We start from the raw sequence: 19,491 nt of genomic DNA, 5'->3' as shown, positions 1-19,491 counted from the left end.
AACGGGTGCCTGCACACATAGCGCCCGTTTATTTATTATCAAGACTTGCGCGCTCACTGGCTGCTGTGATGATAAAGCAGGCGAGTCAGTTAAGCGCTTAATTTTTCTTTTACTGCCATACTGCAACAGCAGTTTCGGCCGCTATGTTTCGCTTCATATAACGCATTATCCGCAAGCTCCATCAGTTTGCGAGAGGAAAGCTTCAAATTGGGAATAACGGTAGAGACGCCAACACTGACAGTAAGATAATTACTCGAAGGTGAAGAGCTATGAGGTTTACTCAGTATATCAATGCTCTCTCTGATACGCTTTGCAACCTGCATCGCCCCCTCACTGTCGGTTTCGGGGAGTATAATGGCAAACTCTTCACCACCAATACGAGCAAACTTATCCAACTCACGCAGCGGAATGCTCGAAAGCGTGCGGGCAACTTCTCTGAGGCAGTCATCGCCAACCTGGTGGCCATAGGTATCGTTGTATGCTTTAAAATGATCAATATCTAACATAATCAAAGAAAGTGGTCTCTGAGCTCTTACTCCCCGCTTCCATTCCGCGTTAAACACCTCATCAAAACGCCGTCGATTCAACAAACCGGTTAGACCATCGGTGGTGGACAACATCAGGAGCTGTTCATTTGTTTCCTCCAACTGCTGTTGCAGTTCTTCAAGCTCAACCAGCTTGCGATTAAATTCCTGTGTTTTTTCTCGCAAAGCTTCTTTTTGCTGAAATAATTCGATAAATACCCCGACTTTACTTTGAAACACCATGGGAACCAGGGGCTTAAACAGATAATCGACAGCACCCGACTCATAACCTTTGAAGACATGTGCCGACGCTTTCGAGGCGGCCGTTACAAAAATAATCGGGATATGTCTGTTTTTTTTATTTCCCCTCATCAATTCGGCAACTTCATAGCCGTCCATTCCCGGCATCTGAACATCGAGAAGGATCAACGCAAATTCATGATCCAGAGTATGTGCTAACGCTTCCTCGCCCGAGTTGGCTTTGATGAGGTCAATATTGAACTGCTCAAGCAATCCTTCAAGCGCTAACAGATTTTCTGGTCTGTCATCAACAATCAATATCTTGGGAATACCCATAATTATTCTGCTTCGCAAAGTATATTCAAAAAATGACCTATTTCATTCAAAGGCAAAATATGGTCAACCTCTACTGCTTCGATGGCCGCTTTGGGCATGGCTTGCGCCTCGGCGGTCTCTGGGGACTGCACCACGGTCAGCCCTCCAAGCTGCTTAATTTTGCTCAGCCCGGCAGCGCCATCAGAGTTGGCGCCAGTCAAAACGATCCCGATCAGCTCATTCTGGTAAGCCTCTGCTGCCGTTTCAAACAGCACATCAATAGATGGACGAGAAAAATTCACCCGCTCGGCTGTTGATAATGCGATAGCCCTGTCGCACTCAACCATCAAATGATAATTGGGCGGGGCGAAATAAACTACGCTCCCTTCTATACGTTCTTTATCCTCAGCCTCTTTCACGTCCAACAGGCAATGATTGCTGAAATGGATAGGAAGGTAATTTTCTGAGGTGGGGCTGATATGCTGAACAACCAGTACCGGAAGTGAAAATGTCGGCTTAAGAACAGGCAATATTTTTTCCAGCGCGGCCAATCCGCCCGCTGAAACACCAATAACTATCGCCCGGTATTGTCTGCTCTTACTCATCCCATCCATTCCCTACAATATACGTTTTTTGCGGTATATTTTTTCTCGCTCAGAGACTACGTCAAACTGATCGGCAACATCAGAAAATCTAAGGCTCTCCTTTGAACCCAAGCAGAGGAAACCGCCTGGGCATAAGCTATCACAAAATAACTGCAGCACCCGGTTCTGCAGCTCCCGGTTGAAATATATCAATACGTTTCGACAGAAAATGATGTTCATCTCTCCGAACACCCCATCGGTTACCAAATTATGGGGTGAGAACAACATCTTATCTTTGAGAAAGCTCTTCATTACTACATTGTCATAATCGGCAGCATAGTAGTCTGAAAAGGATCGGGTGCCACCTGACTGCTGGTAATTGGCGGTGTACTCCCGCACGAGATCCATCGGGTAGATGCCTAGTTTTGCCTTTTCAAGGATCCGCTCATTAAAATCAGTGGCATAGATCTGAACTCGATCTTTTACGCCCTCTTCTTCGAGCAGGATCCCCATCGAGTAAACTTCCTGGCCTGATGAACAGCCCGCGTGCCACACTTTGATAAAAGGATAGGTTTTAAGATGAGGCACTACGGTGTCGCGAACCCGCTGATAAAACCAGGGGTCTCTGAACATCTCAGTGACATTGATGGACAGATCAAGCAGCACCTTATTAAAAAACGGCTCCTCACAGATCAATCGGTGCTGCATCTCCGAAAAGTTTCTCAACCCCTCGTGCGCACGCCGGTGTTCAAGCCTGCGCTTGGTGTGGGCGAACGCATAATTCCTGAAATCATAGCCATATTTTCGAAAGATGGCTTCTAACAACAGCTGGATCTCCAGCTGCTCATCTGAAATAGTTATTGTATTTGACATTAGTACAACCACACCCTCAGCATGGATAGGAGTTTGTCGGTATTCACTGGCTTAGCTAAATAGTCGCTGGCACCCGCCTCGATGCACTTACTGCGATCACCTTTCATCGCCTTGGCCGTTAACGCAATAATGGGCAACTTCGCGAACTCCCGCTGTTTACGGATCTCACGCATCGCTTCATAACCGTCCATCTTGGGCATCATTATGTCCATCAGGACGCCATCAATATTGGTTTCCTCTTTAAGTTTATCGAGGCACTCAAGCCCATTTCTGGCAATAACGACCTCCATACCCTTCTCTTCCAGCACACTGGATAGCGCAAACACATTGCGCATATCATCATCCACCAGCAACATTGTTTTTCCGCTCAAAACGGCTTCCTTATCATGGATCATCTTGAGCATACCGCGTTGCTGTTCCGGCAGGTTAGCTTCTACCCGGTGCAGGAACAACGCTGACTCATCGAGCAGCCGCTCCGGCGATTTCACGCCCTTGATGATAATACTTTCTGCATAGCGATTGAGCTCTTTCTCCTCATCTCGCGTCAGGTCGCGACCGGTATAGATGATAATCGGCACCCGGGCGGCGGTTTCGCTTTTGCGAATGCACTCGAGAAGTTCAAACCCGGACATATCACCAAGCCCCAGATCCAGCACCATGCAGTCATAGATGCTGCCTTCCAGCTCATGTAACGCTTCTTTACCTGTACCTACCGCGGTAATGCTGACATCGCCGTCGCCAATCAGCGCCTTGATACTTTCTCGCTGTACGTCATCATCCTCCACCACTAGCAGCCGGCTCACCGGCTTTGAGATAATATCTTCGATCTTGCCGAATGCCTTTTCCATCTTATTCACATCGACAGGTTTGGTCAGATAACCGATCGCTCCCATTCTCATGGCATCCAGCGTACTGTCATTGGCAGACATGAAATGCACCGGAATGTGCCTCAACTCAGAGTTATCCTTAAGGCGCTCCATCACCGTCCAGCCATCGATACCTGGCAAGCCAATATCGAGAATAATAGCGCTGGGCTTATAGTAATCGGCAAAGTGCAGACCCGTTTCACCGTCTTCAGCGACGATACACTTAAAGCCTCTTTCACGGCCAAAATCGCGCATAATCTGGGCAAAGGCACGATCATCCTCAATGATTAGCAAGCTTTTGTTTTCAGCCGTTACCGCCTTGCGATCATCATCAATGTACTCGCTATCCTCGGGCGGTGTCTGTAACGATTGCACCGGCTGTGCAGATATCAACGACGTCGGTTTTCGGGGCTCAGTTTGAACTTCTAGCCCTGCCGCTTTCGGTAACTTGACCGATTTAATGTCAGGTATGGCATCAATAGTAATCCCTGGGGTAGCCCCCATTTCATCGCGATGGGTTACTTTGCTTTCATGTGCAAGGGGCAGCACAATGGTGAAGGTACTTCCCTGCCCTTCTTCACTTTCCAGGTAAATAGAGCCTCCCAACAGGTGAGTCAACTCTTTAGTGATAGAAAGCCCGAGCCCAGTACCACCGTAATTGCGGCTGGTGCTGCCATCGGCCTGCTGGAACGCCTGGAAAATCGCTACTTGGTTCTCTTGCGCAATCCCTATCCCATCATCTTTAACCGCAAACACGATCATCGACTCGGGTTCAGCATTTAGCTGCTGACACATATCAGGGGCTGGCTTTGAAATTGCCAACTCCACGGCCCCCTCATGTGTGAATTTAAAGGCATTTGTCAACAAATTGCGCAAGATCTGTTGAATGCGCTGCGAGTCAGTGCGCAAGGATTTCGGCGCATCGTCAGTAATATTTAACTCAAACGCGACCCCTTTCTCGTTGGCAATCTCCTTATAGATCCGATTCAGATCGGTGATCAGGCTGTCAATACCGACCTCTTCAATAAAAAGATCAACCTTGCCGGCCTCAATCTTAGACAAATCCAGAATTTCATTAATCAACGAGAGCAGATCTGAACCGGAGGAGTTAATCGCATTAGCAGACTCAATCTGTTTATCTGTCAGGTTTCCGTCTTTATTATTAGCAAATAGCTGGGAAAGAATAAGAATGCTATTTAACGGGGTTCTCAGCTCATGAGACATATTGGCAAGAAACTCGGATTTATATTTACTCGCTACTTCAACCTCGCGAGCCTTTTCTTTTACCACTTCTTGTGCCTGAACCAGCTTTTCATTTTTTAGGAGTATTTCCCCTTTTTGTTCTTCTAGCGCCTTGGTACGCTCTTCCAGCTCTTCATTGGTAACTCGCAGTTCTTCCTGCTGCGCCTGCAATTCAGACTCAGATTCCTTAAGCACTTGCGCCTGCTCTTCCAGTTCCTCATTACTCACACGAAGCTCTTCCTGCTGGGTCTGAAGTATCTCTTCCGATTTCTTGAGCGCTATCGCTTGCTCTTCCAGCTCTTCATTGGCCACCTGAAGCTCTTCCTGTTGCTTCTGAGCTTGTTCAAGTAGTTCGCGGATCACTTGGCGATTGTTAGCGGCATTAAACAAAATACCGGCATTGAGGATCACTTGATTCACAAAGCGCCGGTGCAGCTTGGTAAATTGGCCTGATGTACCAAGTAGCACGGCACCGATCAGCTTGTCGTCTAAGGTAATAGGGATCGCCATAAAGTTGTGCGGAACCACTTCTCCGGCACCGAAATTAATGGCTGGTGCGTTATCAATAATATCGGTAAAAGTAATTATTTCATTTTCAAGCGCGGCCTGTCCGACCATGCCTTCACCCAACTTAATACGGTTGAAGTTCCCTTTTCGGTCAGTGAACGCGTAGCTTGCCTGAAGCTCAAGAACATCTTCATTTACAAGGTATAAAGCGCCCAGCTGGGCCCCCATATGTTTGCTAAAAAAGGTGATAAACCGAGTTGCAAGATCAGTCGTTTCCAAATCACCGCGTAACTGATCGTCCAATGTTTCTTTACCCGATTTAAGCCAATCCTGATCCTGAAGATTACTCGCCATATTGTTTAATGCCAGAGCCAAATCGCCAAGCTCATCTTTACGATCCAGATCCAGGCTTGATGACAGTTCACCTTTAGCGATCGCTTGGGCAAAGTGCATCCCTTCAATCAAAGGTCGCGTGGTGGCCCGGGAAAGAACTGAAGCGGCAAAAATAATCAGCATCAACAGCAAGCCACCGACAATGGACAGTGTCTGGTAGATCATATATATCGGCTGGGTCACCTCATTCTCGTTAATTTTAGATATCAGATACCAATCAACACCCGGTATAATGACCTTGTTATAGGCCACCTGAACAGAAACGCCAGCACTATCAATATAGGTATCAAAGCCTCCGCCCACTCCTTTTTCGGCCGCATTGAGCCAATAATCAAGTGGTACGGGCAAAGAATAGCCAACCACATTCCGCCCGTTGCCCATCGTCTGCATGTTACTGCGAAACTCGTATAAGCCCGTCTTCTCATTTGCACCGATCAGGTAAGACTCACCCGTCTTCCCCATACCAATACGAGAATCCACGATACGGGTAATAAGCTCCGGCGACAGTTGCAGAGCCAGTACACCGCTCAGCTGCCCGTGTTCATCAGAGATTGGGTGGGCAAGAAAAGCGGTTTCGCTGCCGGCAGAAGGCTCGAAGGCATCAAAGTCGGTAAAAACCACCTTGCCGGTCGAAATCACCTCGCGCCACGCCTTGGCCAGTCCGCTGTTTCGGTATTGGCCATGCACCAGATTGCTTCCCTGAATATCGCTGCTAGAGAGGGAGAACATGACATGCCCGTGATCGGCATCAAGGATATAGAGATCGCTGTAGCCATAAGCTTCAACATAACTCTCGAAATGAGGAAGAAAACGCCCGATTAACTGAGAATAACCGTCAGATTCGGCATCTAAAGTGGACGTTGTTTCCGTATCACTCTCATGCTCATGCTGATTTAGCTGCTGTGATAACTCAATGACACGTTCAGAATCAGCCAGAACTTCAATATCCGCCAAGCGCTGGTTAAAAAAGTCCTCAATAATCCCCTTTCGGATCGACTGAATCGTGATAAGCCCATCAAACGACTCGTCAATCAGGGCTTCAGTGGCAAGTCGGCTGCTGAAATAAACAGCGATCACCATAGGGATAACACCCGTGATAACCAGCAGGCCCACCAGCTTGGGGCGAATACGTAAATCGGCAAAACGAATCATTGTTACTCCAAAATTTAAAAAGCAGCCCATGCGCTCAGATACGCGCTTTCAATCTATCAGGGAAATCTTGGGTGACAATGAGTCCAACCAGAGTGTTCGAATAGAGGCCTTATAAGTCGCGGGGATATTTTTCCATAAACTTATTAACAAAATCAATAATTAGTACGTAAGAGTTCGACTCAGATAAGTGATTGGATCAATTGAAATACGATTAATAACCAAAGGAGGCTCCACAGGCCAAGATATTCACTTAATGCCAGTCGTTGATAACGGCTACACGGCGATAGCTCAAAAAAATATAGCCTATGAGTTATCTGCGTTCCGGCTCCCGAAAATGACTAGTCTGGCGGGTTAGAAAGGTTACACTACGCTTATTGCTAAACTTGAACAGTAACCGTAAAGCAATGCCAACAGGCACGTGTGCCACAAACGTATTGCAGAGTATACCGGTTGACACTTTTCATTATTGGAGTTCACAATCATGAATGTTTATACGCATTATCAAAGTCCTATCGGGCGAGTCACTATCCAGGCGAATGACGAAGGGTTACTTGGCGCTTGGTTTCAAACCCAGACAACCCAGCCAGACAATCTGGGAAAGCTCGATAGTGAACATCCCGTTCTGAAGCAAGCGGTATCTGAATTCCAGGAATATTTTGCCGGAACACGCCAGCGGTTTGAGGTACCTCTTGCCGCAACAGGCACTGAGTTTCAGCAGAAAGTCTGGCAGACTCTTACCACGATCCCATTCGGCACAACCTGGAGTTACCAAGACTTGGCGAATGCCATTGGTAACCCGAAAGCCGTACGCGCGGTCGGCCTTGCAAACGGTAAGAACCCGATTTCAATTATTGTGCCCTGCCATCGTGTTATCGGGAAAAATGGTAAGCTCACCGGCTATGCCGGTGGTATTGAACAAAAAGAGGGGCTACTCAAACATGAGGGAGCCCTTCAGATCTAATACTTCACCAACGAAGTTTTGACGAGTTCAGCAACCAAACGCCGTCATTCCACCAAGTGAGGAAAAAACTTATATGGAACCTTAAGCACATACAGTTAGAACTGTCTCCCAGACATCTCGGGTATCGATCCCGGAGTGGTATCTTTAGATGCTTCAATTATTTAGAATTTATTTGAAAAAGTACTAAATACTGATTAAGCGCACCAAACTTTCTCATTAGCTAACTGTGATGTTAGTTATAAGCACGAGCAAATCGACCTTTTGTGCTTGCTGTGTAATTGCAGGCATAAGCGGGAATAAACACCGACTCACCTTTTTGGATAGTCAGTGTTTCGCCATTACTGTGATTTACGGTTAGTGGCATATCGATCGCCAGAAGAATTTCAGCACTTGCTGTAGTTAGTTTTGTACCTTGCTGGTTCTGATACACACTGAACTTAAAGTCGGGTACCGGAATTGGGTAGTGAAGCCCCCCCTCAGATTGCTCTGGAGCAAGTAGTAGCATATCTGCTGGCATCGGTACAAACCGTGTACTTGCCACCAACTCAGCAATATCCATATGCTTCGGGGTTAGGCCCGCACGAAGTACGTTATCGGAGTTCGCCATGATCTCAAGGCCTGTGCCTTTGATATAGGCGTGCGGCGTGCAAGCATCGAGGAACATTGCTTCACCAGGCTGCAGTGTCAGCACATTCAGCATCAGCGGCGAGAACAGGCCGATGTCACCCGGATACTGTCCGGCCAAATCCAAAATTAACGCAAACAGAGCCTCTTCTTTGTGCTGCGCAGCATAAACCAATAGCGCATTTACCGCGGTCTCTTTCATTTCACCCTGCAACGATAGAATCGCTTCGAAGAACTGACGCAGGCCGGCTTCATTTTGATTTTCTTCCAGTGCTATCACCAATTCATTTAAATCAGCGTTTTCCAGAACATGAAAGAAACTAATAATTTCGGCAAATTCACGGAAGCCGTTCATTGCCTGATAAGGTGTCAGCGCGAAAACCAGCTCCGGCTTGTGATTTGGATCTTTGTAGTTACGGTGACCGGCATTTAGCGCAATACCTGCTTCTTGCTCTTTGGCAAAACCAACTTCGGCCTGTGCCTTACTTGGGTGAACTTGAATAGACAGGGCTTTTTCTGCCGCTAATATTTTAAACAGGTAAGGTAGCTCACCAAACTGCTTGTCAGCTGCCTCGCCAATAATCGTTGCTTTATCGGTCTCGATAAATTCAGCCAGATGGGTTGCCTTGCCGGCGACATCAACCTGCGAACAACCGTTTGGGTGGGCACCCATCCAAATTTCCGCTTGTGGCCTGCCTTCAGGGTTGGCGATGCCAAAAAGAGATTCAATCGATGTTGTGCTACCCCATGAGTAATCTTGGATGGCATTGTGCATGCGGAAAAAACACGGAGATGTAGAGACAGTCATTGTTTACCTTTCATCTTTATTACTGATTTAACGAGAAAATCCTCCCCCCGATTAAGGAGGGAGGTTAAGCGCCAAGCCGGGGGTACAAAGCTTTTTCACTCAGGAGACTGTGACGCCGTTATTAGCTATTGTTTCATTAGTACAAATTCAGCAGTGGCTTATGCTAGTGCCGCTTGTGCTTTCGCCTGACGCATTTTCTTCAGAGAAATCGCAACCAATGCCGTCACTACAGAGCCCGCTATCATACAGACGATAGCCATTAGTGGTTTGTTCATCGCACCAAGGAGTGCTACCACAGGCCCACCATGCGCCACGCTGTTGGTGATACCGAATGAGAATGCCATCACTGCCGCAACCATAGAGCCAAGCACGTTAGCAGGGATCACTGACATTGGGTCTTGAGCGGCAAATGGAATTGCACCTTCAGAGATACCTACCAAGCCCATCGCACTGGCAGCTTTACCCGCTTCAACTTCCGATTGTTCAAAGATATTCAGCTTGCGACCCAATATTGTCGCAAGACCCATACCCAGAGGAGCAACAGGAATGGCACACGCCATCGCTCCCATAAATTGTGTCTGACCACTTGCAATCATGCCGACAGAGAACAGGAAGGCAACCTTGTTGAATGGACCGCCCATATCAAAGCCAGCCATACCACCTAATACAATACCCAGCAGAACCACGTTACCTGTGCTCATGCTGGTTAGCATTGCATTCAGACCATCCATCAAACTTGCAATCGGTGCGCCGATACCAAAAATAAACAGGCTAGAGATAAACAAGCTACCCGTAATTGGTGCAATCATGATTGGCACCAACGGCTGGATAAACTTGTGGTAATTTTGGTTAACTACCCACTTAACGAAATAACCGACCAACAAGCCCGCAACAATCGCACCGATAAAACCCGTGCCCGCTTCCGCACCATAGAATGAGCCGTTGTTAGCAATCCAGCCACCAATCAGACCCGGAGCCAGAGCAGGACGATCGGCAATGGCATAGGCAATGTAACCGGCCAGAATAGGGATCATCAAAGTAAAGGCAACTACACCCACATCAAGCACTTTCTGCCACATGCTACCTTCAGGGATCGCCATCCCGGCTTCCGTTGGCTGGCCACCTAGTGCCAGAGCCAGCGCAATCAACAGACCACCGGTGACCACGAACGGGATCATGTGGGATACGCCGTTCATCAGGAAGCGATACAGGTCGGAACGTGCCTGAGACACTTTGTTTTCCGTCTGCGCTGCCGCATCATCACCCGAGACCTGGTAACATGTGGCTTGAAGCGCTTGGTTGATCAGCCCTTTGCCATCTTTAATTGGTGCCTTCACTCCGGTTTTTACCAGTTTTTTACCGGCAAAACGTGCCATGTCTACCTGCTTGTCACAGCTAACAATAATCGCTTCAGCACGTTCGATATCTTCCGCAGTCGGGCTGTTCTTTACCCCAATCGAGCCGTTGGTTTCCACTTTGATTTCATAACCAAGCTCAGCCGCGGCTTTTTCCAGCGCTTCAGCGGCAAGGTAAGTATGCGCCACACCGGCCGGACAACCCGTGACGCCAATTAGCAGGCCTTTATCCGCTGCTGGTGCTGCTTGATTCGGTTCTGTTTTTTCCAGTAACAGGTTCAGTGCGTCCTGTTCATTTTCCGCTGACATAAAGGCATCAATGAAACCGTCTTCAATCAGTTTTGAGGAAAGTTCGGCCAGCACTTCAATATGGTGGTTTGCACCGCCGTCTGGCGAGGCAATCATGAAAAAGAGTTTTGATGGCAGGCCGTCTTCTGCGCCGTATTCGATACCCCCTCGGCTGATACCGATTGCGACTGCAGGTTCAGCAACCGCGCCACTTTTGGCATGAGGCAGGGCAACTCCATCTTCGAAACCGGTGTTGCCCAGTTCTTCACGAGCATGAATATCTGCTAAAAACTGTGCTTTGTCATGAACTCGACCTTGCTGATGCAAGACGTCGATCATCTCAACAAAGACCTCTTCTTTGGTCGTTGCCTGAAGGCTCAGGCATATCAATTTCTCATTAATTAAATTGGTGATCATAAGTGTTCCCCCTGTTTTATTTTTATGTTCAGCATTTGTGTTGCCGTTGGGGGATATTTTCATCTATCCGGCACCACTCTGATAGTGTATCAGAGAGGCATTTACTGGATATTTGTAACATCACTTTGTCTTTGTGATCTAATTCTCATATTGCCAACCATATACCACCAAAAATAAAAATCACACTAAAATATTAAATATCAGTAAGTTGATATGAATATTGATCATGAAACCTTCACTACTCTCACCAATCAGAAATAAAAAATTACTCTTCAACTAGACAGGAGTAACCAATGATGCGAGACCAGCACGTCTGTTTGCGTGACCCCGCTCACGGATATCTCCCCTGACTGCTCGCTCGGGTAGTATCAAACTGCGGGACAATGAATAATAGTGTCTGTATTTACAGAACAGATAGGCATAGTTGCGAACACCATGAGCCAAGTTTTCCATGATCTCATCGCTACCCTGCTTTCGGAGCGGGAACACTTCAACCGCATTTGGTTTGCCGGTGATCAACTCACACCACCGCCGTTTAGCTATCAGGTGAACTTTCCCCGTCTGGAACTGGTGATCAGTGGCGAGTACATCAACGAGCTCGAAGATCCGGAGCACGGGATCAGCGAAGTGAAAATTATGGCAGGCGACGCAATTTATATCCCACCCAATAGTTGGAATAAGCCTAATTGGGATACAGATTGCTCAGTGCTGAGCCTGCTGTTTGGCCGCAGGCAGCTCGGATTTAGCCTGGTAAGTAAGACCAAAGAGCAGACAAATTTTTATGATATCCAAAAGCACAGTATCCAGACCCGTACAGGCCACGCCATCGACCATATACTGTCGGCGCTCAATGCCCTGTCAAAAGAACCGTTAAAGCAACCGATGGACGAACACCTGCTCTTGGCACTGATGAGCTATTGCCAGACCATGTTGTCAATACCGTCAGACTCGAGTAAAAAACGCAGTGAAGATCTCTATCAGGGGATCTGTATCTTTATTCAGGAAAATTTTCACCGGGCAATCAGCCGGGATGCCATTGCCAAGCGATTTAACATTACGCCCAACCACCTCTCTCGGCTATTCCGCCAGCAAGGTCATATGCGATTCGCCGATTACATTACTTGGGTAAGGATCGAACGCGCGAAATTCATGCTCAAGAAATACGCGTTCCGGCTACATGAAGTGGCGACCCGCTGCGGATTTCAGGACGTAAACTACTTTTACCGGGTGTTCAAGAACAAAACAGGCTTAACACCTTCAGAGTATCGCAGCTCAGTTTAGGCCTAATGAAACGGGCGAGATAAGGTGTGGAGGATAATGGCTTTAAGTGCTTCCGGTTCGTTGTTTCCGGTCAACAAATGACAATACTCCGGTTCCAGCAGAGCTTGTGAGAAATGAACAAACGCCTGAGTCTGTGGGCGTTGTGCGTGGGCTGGTAGCGTCATCGCAATCAGTCGTGTGACAGGGCCTCGATTCGATCCCCACTCTATCGGTCGTGGCATTTGGATCACCGCCATGGCTGGCTGTTGGATTTCTGCTGACATTATGTGCGGCAACGCAATACCATTTCCCATCGCTGTCGATGATACTTGCTCCCGCTTGAGCATCAGCTTCAATAACACTGCCGATTTTTCAGGGTTGAGCATACGACACAACCGGGCAAGCAGCTTCTCTTTGGCTTGGCTTGCCTTATCTTCATTTGCCAGCCCTTCGCCCAATACCTGACTGGTAAATTTCATTTCGAAAGGCAGATAAAAAGTGCTATTGCCCTCATCATCACTATCAACACTGCAGGCATTACGGTTCTTTTTCTTACCGCTGGTTTTCACCAGCGTAAATTGCTCGGCCAGAAAATCCGTCAGCACCATACAGGCCAGCTCAGCATCGGAGCCTTCAATGAGCAGCTGGCAGAGATCGCCCGGCATACAGCCCAGACTCATGATACGGACCGTCTGCTCGACATTGGCCCGGCGCAGATAGGTGACATCCAGCATCACAACTACCGAACGAAAATAACCCGCCAAGGTTTTTAGCTGATTCAATTTCCAGGCAGGGATTCCTTCATCACCAATGATGAAGGTAATACTGCGCTCGATCATAATTCTTGGCAGCGTGCCAGCACACTGGCGGGATCCGTCAGCACGTCTTCAATGGTGACACAATGGATAGTGCTGCCAGTAAAACGGGCTCGGTGTTCTATTTCAATGTCTGAGGCGATCAATACCACATCAGCACGACCAATATCCTGGAAGCTAAGCTGGTTTTCGATCCCCATCGCACCCTGAGTTTCTACCATGATCTGAATGCCTAACTGCTGTGCCGCTTTCTTTAGCTCGGCCGCCGCCATGTAAGTATGCGCAATCCCAGTCGGGCAAGCAGTAACTGCTGCAATTTTCATAATTTCTCTGTTGGCAGATGTTGTTTTAGATGATTGTCTCGATCCGGGGTCGATAGTCAAGCCATAAGGCAGGAAAAACTGACTTAGATTAGGATAGTGGGGGAATTCGAAAGAGGATGGAGGCGCGTCCCGGAGTCGAACCGAGGTACACGGATTTGCAATCCGCTGCATAGCCACTCTGCCAACGCGCCATATTTGATTACGTACTTTATCTTCTATGGTAAAGACAAAAGTAAGATGGTGCCCCGGGCCGGACTTGAACCGGCACAGCGCGAACGCCGAGGGATTTTAAATCCCTTGTGTCTACCAATTCCACCACCAGGGCACGCAATTCTTGATTGCGATAATCGGCACTATAGTCTAGAAAGACTTTGATTCAATTGGTTACAAATCAATCCAACCACCGATCTTTCAACCTCACATCGCGCAAGATTAACGCAAGAGATATCAATATATAGATGGCTCACAAAAGTTGTTCGTAAAGGTAAGCAGCTAGCATTGATTTCAAAGAAAATAGAAGCTGTTTTATATCGCCCCCTGTACAAGGTGTTAACTGCGAGAGGGATCAGCGATGTCCAAATCGCAAATAACAGTGAATATGACTCTACCAATCCTACCAGACAGATACCAACGATCCATTACGGCGTCATTGGGATTAACCAATACGAGAAAATTGACTGTGTACACGGCTTAAATAGTTACAGCGTCACTGAAGGTGATTCTGGCTGTGTTCTTCAAGATATGCCAGCTAGTGACGAGCAACTAGAAATGGAAATCACTGGCTACTGCTATTCCAGTCCCGTAACAATTGAAGTTCCTACTCTTGGCTCTAATTCATGCCAAGCATTATATTTTGTTACTGATAACTTTATATTTCATGTGATCGTACCTTTATAAAATCATTGACATTTTTTATTTTCATTTGAAGCTCAATTCATTATCGAAAATGTCATTAATTAGTGTTACGTTACATTTGTTGCGGTAATTTAATGGATAAATATCACATATAAGGACGTGGTTTACTTTGGCGACACAACATAAGAAAAACAAGGTATATCACCAATGTCTATCAAGAACCTTTCTATAGCGAAAAAGATATCGCTATCATTTTTACTCATTGCCATCGTCAACATTGCGTTTGGCGTATTTTTATCTACAGAGCTCAAAAATATTAAATCTGAGCTTTTAAATTATACCGACGATACTCTGCCTGCGATGGAAAGAGTAGACTCAATTCGAGATCACATGTCTCTCTGGCGCCGTGCTCAGTTTGCTACTTACACCTATAACGACGCAGCCCAAATCAGAAATAAAATCGCCAGTAACATCCGCGAACGCGAGAAGATCAGTAACGATCTAAACGCTTATGGTGAAACAATTTGGCCAGGTGAAGAGAAACAAACTTACCAGCGTCTTATGCGTCAGTGGCAACAGTACTTGGTTACTATGGACCAGTACAACGAAGCGATGATAGCCAACGACAAAATCAAGGCTCACCCTATCTTGGCGAACTCACTGCCTTCTTTCGAAGCGGTCGACTCTGAGCTAGGTGAACTGATCCGACTGCTTAAAAATGCCATGGACGATAACAAAACTCGTATCCTTTCTTCTGTAAACGGATTAAGCAATTCGTCGATCGCGAGCAACGTGATTATTCTGTTGATCATGGTTGGCATGACGTATGCCCTGACACAGTTGATTTGCGGTCCACTTAAGCTTGTCGTTCAACAAGCAAACGCGATCGCGACGGGTGACCTATCAAGCGACATTGACCGTAAAGCAATCGGCAATGACGAACTTGGTGAACTAGCCGATGCGACCACGAAGATGCAAGACGATTTACGCCAAGTAATTGATAACGTTATTTCAGCAGTGACTCAGTTAAGCAGCGCAGTAGAAGAGATGAACCAAATCTCTGATATTTCAGCATCTGGGATGAAAGACCAACAGCTACAAATCACGCACGTTGCAACTGCAATGACAGAAATGAAAGCAGCGGTAGCCGATGTAGCACGCAACACCGAAGATTCAGCGAACCATGCTAACGAAGCTAACCGTCGCACACAGGACGGCGTTCGTGAAACTCAAAGTATGGTTGACACGATCCAAGAAGTTTCAAACGTTATTGGGGCTGCTGGGGATACTGTGGCTGAACTAGAACAGCAATCGAACAAAATCAACGTTATCGTAGATGTTATTCGCGACATTGCCGATCAAACTAACCTACTCGCGCTTAACGCTGCCATTGAGGCTGCACGTGCCGGTGAATCTGGTCGTGGTTTTGCAGTGGTTGCGGACGAGGTTAGAACACTTGCTGGTCGTACACAAGATTCAACCAGTGAAATTACTGCGATCATTGAACAGCTTCAATCTCTTGCAAAAGACGCAAAATCTGCCACTGAACTTTCTAGAAGCAGTATTTCACAATGTGCAGATCAAGGGGTTCAATCGAAACAACTGATGAGCGACATTGAGCACTCTATTTCTGATATCTCAGACATGGGCAGCCAAATCGCGACCGCTTGTCACCAACAGGATTCGGTTGCAGAAGAGCTTAACCGCAGTATTGAAAATATACATTTGGCATCTCAAGAAGTCTCACAAGGTTCTGAGCAAACAGCTCAAGCTTGTCGTGAGCTAAGCCAACTGTCTATTTCTCTTAAAGATGTGATGGGCCGCTTCAAACTAAGTTAAGCTTGATCTAGGCTAAATCATGACCCTCAGAAACGCTCCAAGTAACCACTTGGAGCGTTTTACTTCGTCAGGTACTCTCCCCAAGTAACCAATGACATAACCAATAGAAAACGCGTACGGAGACTTTATGCACTTAAAGAAAACCTTACTAGCACTTACCATCGCCGCCGCAACTTTTGCTCCAGCTATGCAAGCAACAGCTGCTCCTCTTCAAATCACCAATGCCGCAGTAAAAGCAGAGCAAGTTCAAGGCGCTAACGCTTGGCTGGAAGTAAACTTGGGTCAATTCCAAGAAAATATTGAGCAGTTTAAATCGCACATGGATGGCAAAACTAAAATATGCGCAGTAATGAAAGCCGACGCATACGGTAATGGCATCGCAGGTCTCATGCCAACCATTATTGAACAGAAAATCCCATGCGTTGCCATTGCAAGTAATGCCGAAGCTAAAACCGTTCGCGACAATGGCTTTAAAGGTCAACTTATGCGCGTACGCTCTGCTGACATTGGTGAAATCGAAGCCGCAATCGACCTAAATATCGAAGAGCTTATTGGTAGCGCTGAACAAGCGAAAGCATTGTCTAAGTTAGCAGAAAAAGCCGATAAAGAAATCAAGATTCACCTTGCTCTGAACGACGGTGGTATGGGGCGAAATGGCGTAGATATGACGACAGAAGAAGGTCAACAAGAAGCGCTAGAGATCGCTCAACAAGTTGGCGTTAACATTGTCGGTATTATGACTCACTTCCCTAACTACAACGCTGACGATGTTCGTCAGAAGTTAGCTTCATTTAAAAACAGATCAGCATGGCTTATTAAAGAAGCAGATCTAAAGCGCGAAGACATTTTACTGCACGTTGCAAACTCTTACACCGCGCTTAATGTTCCAGAAGCACAGCTTGATATGGTTCGTCCAGGTGGCGTTTTGTATGGTGATTTGCCAACCAACCCTGAATACCCTTCTATCGTGTCTTTCAAAACACGCGTAGCATCACTTCACCACCTGCCAAAGAATAGCACTGTCGGCTACGACAGCAGTTACAAGACAAGTAAAGAGAGTCTAATGGCGAATATTCCTGTTGGCTACTCTGACGGCTACCCGAGAAAAATGGGCAATACAGCAGAAGTACTGATCAATGGCCAACGCGCTAAAGTCGCGGGTGTGGCTTCAATGAACACTACCATGGTTGATGTCTCCGATATCAAAGATGTCGCTCCTGGCTCTGAAGTTGTGCTATTCGGATCTCAGCAAGGCAAGACCATTTCCGCTGCGGAAATGGAAAAGCACTCAGAAGTTATCTTCCCTGAGTTATACACGGTTTGGGGTACTGCAAACCCTCGTGTATATGTAAAATAGACCGATTCGGTCTTCCTAACGGAACGAAAAAGCGAGCCTCGTGCTCGCTTTCTTATTTAATGGCTCATGATGTTATTGATTGAACTAGGCTTTCAAGATTCTGTCTTTGCCACCGTTTATGTATTTTTATATGCAACGTAGCGTTTGAAAGCCTACCCAATTGATGTTAAACATGCAGTTTACAAAATAACAACAAGATCCTTCCATGGCTCTGCCCTTTTGCCTGCTGGCTAGGTACCTCTATGACAGAAAATACTCAACATCTTCAACGCTCCTCGACTGAATTACACGAGTTTACGCGTATCGACGTCTGGAACGGCTTCACCCAACTTTTGCCTCTCTCCATGTTTGTGATCGTATTTGGCCTCGCATTCGGTGTTGCAGCTGTACAAACTGGGCTGGATGCTTTTCCTACTATGTTAATGAGCACACTCGTTTTTGCGGGTGCTTCACAGTTTGCCACGTTAGATATGTGGGGAGCAGAAGTGCCTCTTATTCCTGTTCTTATTACCGTGTTTGCGATCAATGCTCGCCACCTTTTGATGGGTGCAACGCTTTATCCTTGGTTACGCCAACTCCCACCGACAAAGCGATATGGTGTTATGTTGATTGCTTCGGACGCAAACTGGGCAATGGCACTCAATGCATTTGGGAAGAAAGAACCAGGTTTTGGTTTGCTCGTTGGTGGTGGTTTAGCACTTTGGTCTTTTTGGATTGTTGGCACTTGGGTTGGTATTTACTTTGGTAGCGCAATCCAAGATCCTGTGAGCCTTGGGCTCGACATGGTTATGGGCTGTTTTTTACTTTCCATGGTGGCTGTGGGGCCTAAAAGCTTAAGAATTTTTGCGATTTGGACCACGGCAGCAGTGTCTTCAATGTTGGCATATTGGTATTTGCCGGAAAATAGCCATGTTGTAGTTGGTGCTATCGCTGGCGGAATTCTGGGTGCTTGTTGGAAGGAGAAAAAAGCATGAATATCGAAACGAGCGTAGGTGGAACACTACTGATAATCATTGCAATGGCATTAGTAACGCTTATCACCCGCTGGGGTGGTGTATATGTAATGTCATTTGTTCCAATTAGCGAACGTGTTCAACGTTTTATTTCCGCGATGTCAGGTTCCGTATTAGTCGCTCTTTTAGCACCTCTTGCAGTAGAAGGTGACAATGGCGCTAGAGCAGCACTCTTTTCGACAGCTGTCGTCATGTTCATCGTAAAAAAGCCTCTACCAGCCATTGCAGCAGGCATCATCGCCGCCGCCGCCGTACGAGCTATTTAGTTGCTCTTTCTACGGTAACAATAACACTTCTCCAATGTGTTCTGCTGGATATTTTCACCGCGACTGTCGAAGTGCTAAATGTAAGAGCGCAGTTAGCGACTGGTATAAACCAAGTGATAAAGCAAATGAAATGGCATAGAGTTCTCGAAATTCAGATACAAAAAAACCAGCTTTCGCTGGTTTTAAGTTGATGCTTTTAGCATCGAGATATCGTAATTACCATATCTGAATAATTTGGAGCGATACATCGGGTTCGAACCGATGACCTCAACCTTGGCAAGGTTGCGCTCTACCAACTGAGCTAGTATTGCATTTTCACTCATTTTCTTTCTCGTAAACAAAGAAAGAGAGAGGATGGAGGCGCGTCCCGGAGTCGAACCGAGGTACACGGATTTGCAATCCGCTGCATAGCCACTCTGCCAACGCGCCATATTTGATTGCGTACTTTAGCTTCTATGGTAAAGACAAAAGTAAGATGGTGCCCCGGGCCGGACTTGAACCGGCACAGCGCGAACGCCGAGGGATTTTAAATCCCTTGTGTCTACCAATTCCACCACCAGGGCACGCAATTCTTGATTGCGGTGCTCGTAACTGATTTAAGTTAGACACCATCT

General features: G+C 46.8%; 15 protein-coding genes and 5 tRNA genes. 7 read left to right on the top strand and 13 right to left on the bottom strand.

Going from position 1 to position 19,491, the window contains the following annotated elements:
• Positions 1–89 precede the first annotated feature (89 nt).
• Genes AC2204_RS04585 through AC2204_RS04570 form a run of 4 tightly spaced genes read right to left on the bottom strand, consistent with a single transcriptional unit; the run spans position 90 to position 6,696 of the window.
• On the bottom strand, positions 90–1,100 hold the full coding sequence (locus AC2204_RS04585; RefSeq protein WP_318924309.1) for a GGDEF domain-containing response regulator: 1,011 nt from the start codon (positions 1,098–1,100) through the stop codon (positions 90–92).
• A 2-nt stretch (positions 1,101–1,102) separates the two neighbouring features.
• On the bottom strand, positions 1,103–1,693 hold the full coding sequence (locus AC2204_RS04580; RefSeq protein WP_318924308.1) for a chemotaxis protein CheB: 591 nt from the start codon (positions 1,691–1,693) through the stop codon (positions 1,103–1,105).
• 3 nt (positions 1,694–1,696) lie between these two features.
• The gene (locus AC2204_RS04575) at positions 1,697–2,536 is read right to left on the bottom strand and encodes a CheR family methyltransferase (RefSeq protein ID WP_318924307.1); all 840 of its coding nucleotides are present in this window, start codon (positions 2,534–2,536) and stop codon (positions 1,697–1,699) included.
• Entirely contained in the window at positions 2,536–6,696 is a 4,161-nt protein-coding gene (locus AC2204_RS04570) for a response regulator (RefSeq protein ID WP_318924306.1), read from the bottom strand. The genes AC2204_RS04575 and AC2204_RS04570 overlap by 1 nt, the downstream gene beginning before the upstream one ends.
• A gap of 478 nt (positions 6,697–7,174) precedes the next feature.
• On the opposite strand from AC2204_RS04570, the gene AC2204_RS04565 reads away from it, so the two are divergent.
• The gene (locus AC2204_RS04565) at positions 7,175–7,657 is read left to right on the top strand and encodes a methylated-DNA--[protein]-cysteine S-methyltransferase (protein WP_413466679.1); all 483 of its coding nucleotides are present in this window, start codon (positions 7,175–7,177) and stop codon (positions 7,655–7,657) included.
• Between the two features lie 232 nt (positions 7,658–7,889).
• On the opposite strand, the gene manA is transcribed toward AC2204_RS04565, so the two are convergent.
• On the bottom strand, positions 7,890–9,089 hold the full coding sequence (gene manA, locus AC2204_RS04560; RefSeq protein ID WP_318924304.1) for a mannose-6-phosphate isomerase, class I: 1,200 nt from the start codon (positions 9,087–9,089) through the stop codon (positions 7,890–7,892).
• 158 nt (positions 9,090–9,247) lie between these two features.
• Positions 9,248–11,149, bottom strand: coding sequence for a PTS fructose transporter subunit IIABC (locus AC2204_RS04555; RefSeq protein WP_318924303.1), 1,902 nt, complete (start codon positions 11,147–11,149; stop codon positions 9,248–9,250).
• Between the two features lie 435 nt (positions 11,150–11,584).
• Here AC2204_RS04555 and AC2204_RS04550 point away from each other — a divergent pair, with 435 nt between their 5' ends.
• Positions 11,585–12,430, top strand: a complete 846-nt coding sequence (locus tag AC2204_RS04550) for an AraC family transcriptional regulator (RefSeq protein WP_318924552.1) — start codon at positions 11,585–11,587, stop codon at positions 12,428–12,430.
• A gap of 2 nt (positions 12,431–12,432) precedes the next feature.
• Here AC2204_RS04550 and AC2204_RS04545 read toward each other — a convergent pair whose 3' ends face one another.
• The 4 genes from AC2204_RS04545 to AC2204_RS04530 all read right to left on the bottom strand — a co-directional run bounded on the left by AC2204_RS04545 (position 12,433) and on the right by AC2204_RS04530 (position 13,872).
• A complete protein-coding gene (locus AC2204_RS04545; protein ID WP_318924302.1) occupies positions 12,433–13,248 on the bottom strand; it encodes a PTS sugar transporter subunit IIA in 816 nt (271 codons plus the stop codon).
• The gene (locus AC2204_RS04540) at positions 13,245–13,547 is read right to left on the bottom strand and encodes a PTS fructose transporter subunit IIB (protein WP_318924301.1); all 303 of its coding nucleotides are present in this window, start codon (positions 13,545–13,547) and stop codon (positions 13,245–13,247) included. Before AC2204_RS04540 ends, AC2204_RS04545 begins: the two co-directional genes overlap by 4 nt.
• A gap of 117 nt (positions 13,548–13,664) precedes the next feature.
• Positions 13,665–13,738: transfer RNA gene (locus AC2204_RS04535), tRNA-Cys, on the bottom strand.
• A 47-nt stretch (positions 13,739–13,785) separates the two neighbouring features.
• Positions 13,786–13,872 (bottom strand) — tRNA-Leu (locus tag AC2204_RS04530).
• Positions 13,873–14,045: 173 nt separating this feature from the next.
• On the opposite strand from AC2204_RS04530, the gene AC2204_RS04525 reads away from it, so the two are divergent.
• The 5 genes from AC2204_RS04525 to AC2204_RS04505 all read left to right on the top strand — a co-directional run bounded on the left by AC2204_RS04525 (position 14,046) and on the right by AC2204_RS04505 (position 18,877).
• Positions 14,046–14,444 carry a hypothetical protein gene (locus AC2204_RS04525; RefSeq protein ID WP_318924300.1) on the top strand — a complete coding sequence of 133 codons (399 nt, stop codon included), beginning with the start codon at positions 14,046–14,048 and terminating at the stop codon, positions 14,442–14,444.
• A gap of 165 nt (positions 14,445–14,609) precedes the next feature.
• Positions 14,610–16,241 carry a methyl-accepting chemotaxis protein gene (locus tag AC2204_RS04520; RefSeq protein WP_318924299.1) on the top strand — a complete coding sequence of 544 codons (1,632 nt, stop codon included), beginning with the start codon at positions 14,610–14,612 and terminating at the stop codon, positions 16,239–16,241.
• 127 nt (positions 16,242–16,368) lie between these two features.
• A complete protein-coding gene (gene alr, locus AC2204_RS04515) occupies positions 16,369–17,598 on the top strand; it encodes an alanine racemase (protein WP_318924298.1) in 1,230 nt (409 codons plus the stop codon).
• A gap of 242 nt (positions 17,599–17,840) precedes the next feature.
• Positions 17,841–18,572 carry an AzlC family ABC transporter permease gene (locus AC2204_RS04510; RefSeq protein ID WP_318924297.1) on the top strand — a complete coding sequence of 244 codons (732 nt, stop codon included), beginning with the start codon at positions 17,841–17,843 and terminating at the stop codon, positions 18,570–18,572.
• Entirely contained in the window at positions 18,569–18,877 is a 309-nt protein-coding gene (locus AC2204_RS04505; protein ID WP_318924296.1) for an AzlD family protein, read from the top strand. The genes AC2204_RS04510 and AC2204_RS04505 overlap by 4 nt, the downstream gene beginning before the upstream one ends.
• 235 nt (positions 18,878–19,112) lie before the next feature.
• Here AC2204_RS04505 and AC2204_RS04500 read toward each other — a convergent pair.
• The 3 genes from AC2204_RS04500 to AC2204_RS04490 form a co-directional block, all read right to left on the bottom strand.
• Positions 19,113–19,188: transfer RNA gene (locus AC2204_RS04500), tRNA-Gly, on the bottom strand.
• A gap of 44 nt (positions 19,189–19,232) precedes the next feature.
• A tRNA-Cys gene (locus tag AC2204_RS04495) sits at positions 19,233–19,306 on the bottom strand.
• A 47-nt stretch (positions 19,307–19,353) separates the two neighbouring features.
• A tRNA-Leu gene (locus AC2204_RS04490) sits at positions 19,354–19,440 on the bottom strand.
• Positions 19,441–19,491: the final 51 nt, after the last annotated feature.

This window comes from Photobacterium sp., assembly GCF_057456235.1.
Note: the sequence above shows the minus strand (reverse complement) of the source record. Positions and strands in the feature narration are given on the sequence as shown.

Bases quoted from the DNA above. Each gene is read 5' to 3' on its own strand.
- AC2204_RS04550 (WP_318924552.1), top strand. From the start codon at position 11,585: ATGAGCCAAGTTTTCCATGATCTCATCGCTACCCTGCTTTCGGAGCGG.
- AC2204_RS04545 (WP_318924302.1), bottom strand. From the start codon at position 13,248: ATGATCGAGCGCAGTATTACCTTCATCATTGGTGATGAAGGAATCCCT.
- manA (WP_318924304.1), bottom strand. From the start codon at position 9,089: ATGACTGTCTCTACATCTCCGTGTTTTTTCCGCATGCACAATGCCATC.
- AC2204_RS04540 (WP_318924301.1), bottom strand. From the start codon at position 13,547: ATGAAAATTGCAGCAGTTACTGCTTGCCCGACTGGGATTGCGCATACT.
- AC2204_RS04505 (WP_318924296.1), top strand. From the start codon at position 18,569: ATGAATATCGAAACGAGCGTAGGTGGAACACTACTGATAATCATTGCA.
- AC2204_RS04585 (WP_318924309.1), bottom strand. From the start codon at position 1,100: ATGGGTATTCCCAAGATATTGATTGTTGATGACAGACCAGAAAATCTG.
- alr (WP_318924298.1), top strand. From the start codon at position 16,369: ATGCACTTAAAGAAAACCTTACTAGCACTTACCATCGCCGCCGCAACT.
- AC2204_RS04570 (WP_318924306.1), bottom strand. From the start codon at position 6,696: ATGATTCGTTTTGCCGATTTACGTATTCGCCCCAAGCTGGTGGGCCTG.
- AC2204_RS04520 (WP_318924299.1), top strand. From the start codon at position 14,610: ATGTCTATCAAGAACCTTTCTATAGCGAAAAAGATATCGCTATCATTT.
- AC2204_RS04555 (WP_318924303.1), bottom strand. From the start codon at position 11,149: ATGATCACCAATTTAATTAATGAGAAATTGATATGCCTGAGCCTTCAG.
- AC2204_RS04510 (WP_318924297.1), top strand. From the start codon at position 17,841: ATGACAGAAAATACTCAACATCTTCAACGCTCCTCGACTGAATTACAC.
- AC2204_RS04575 (WP_318924307.1), bottom strand. From the start codon at position 2,536: ATGTCAAATACAATAACTATTTCAGATGAGCAGCTGGAGATCCAGCTG.
- AC2204_RS04580 (WP_318924308.1), bottom strand. From the start codon at position 1,693: ATGGATGGGATGAGTAAGAGCAGACAATACCGGGCGATAGTTATTGGT.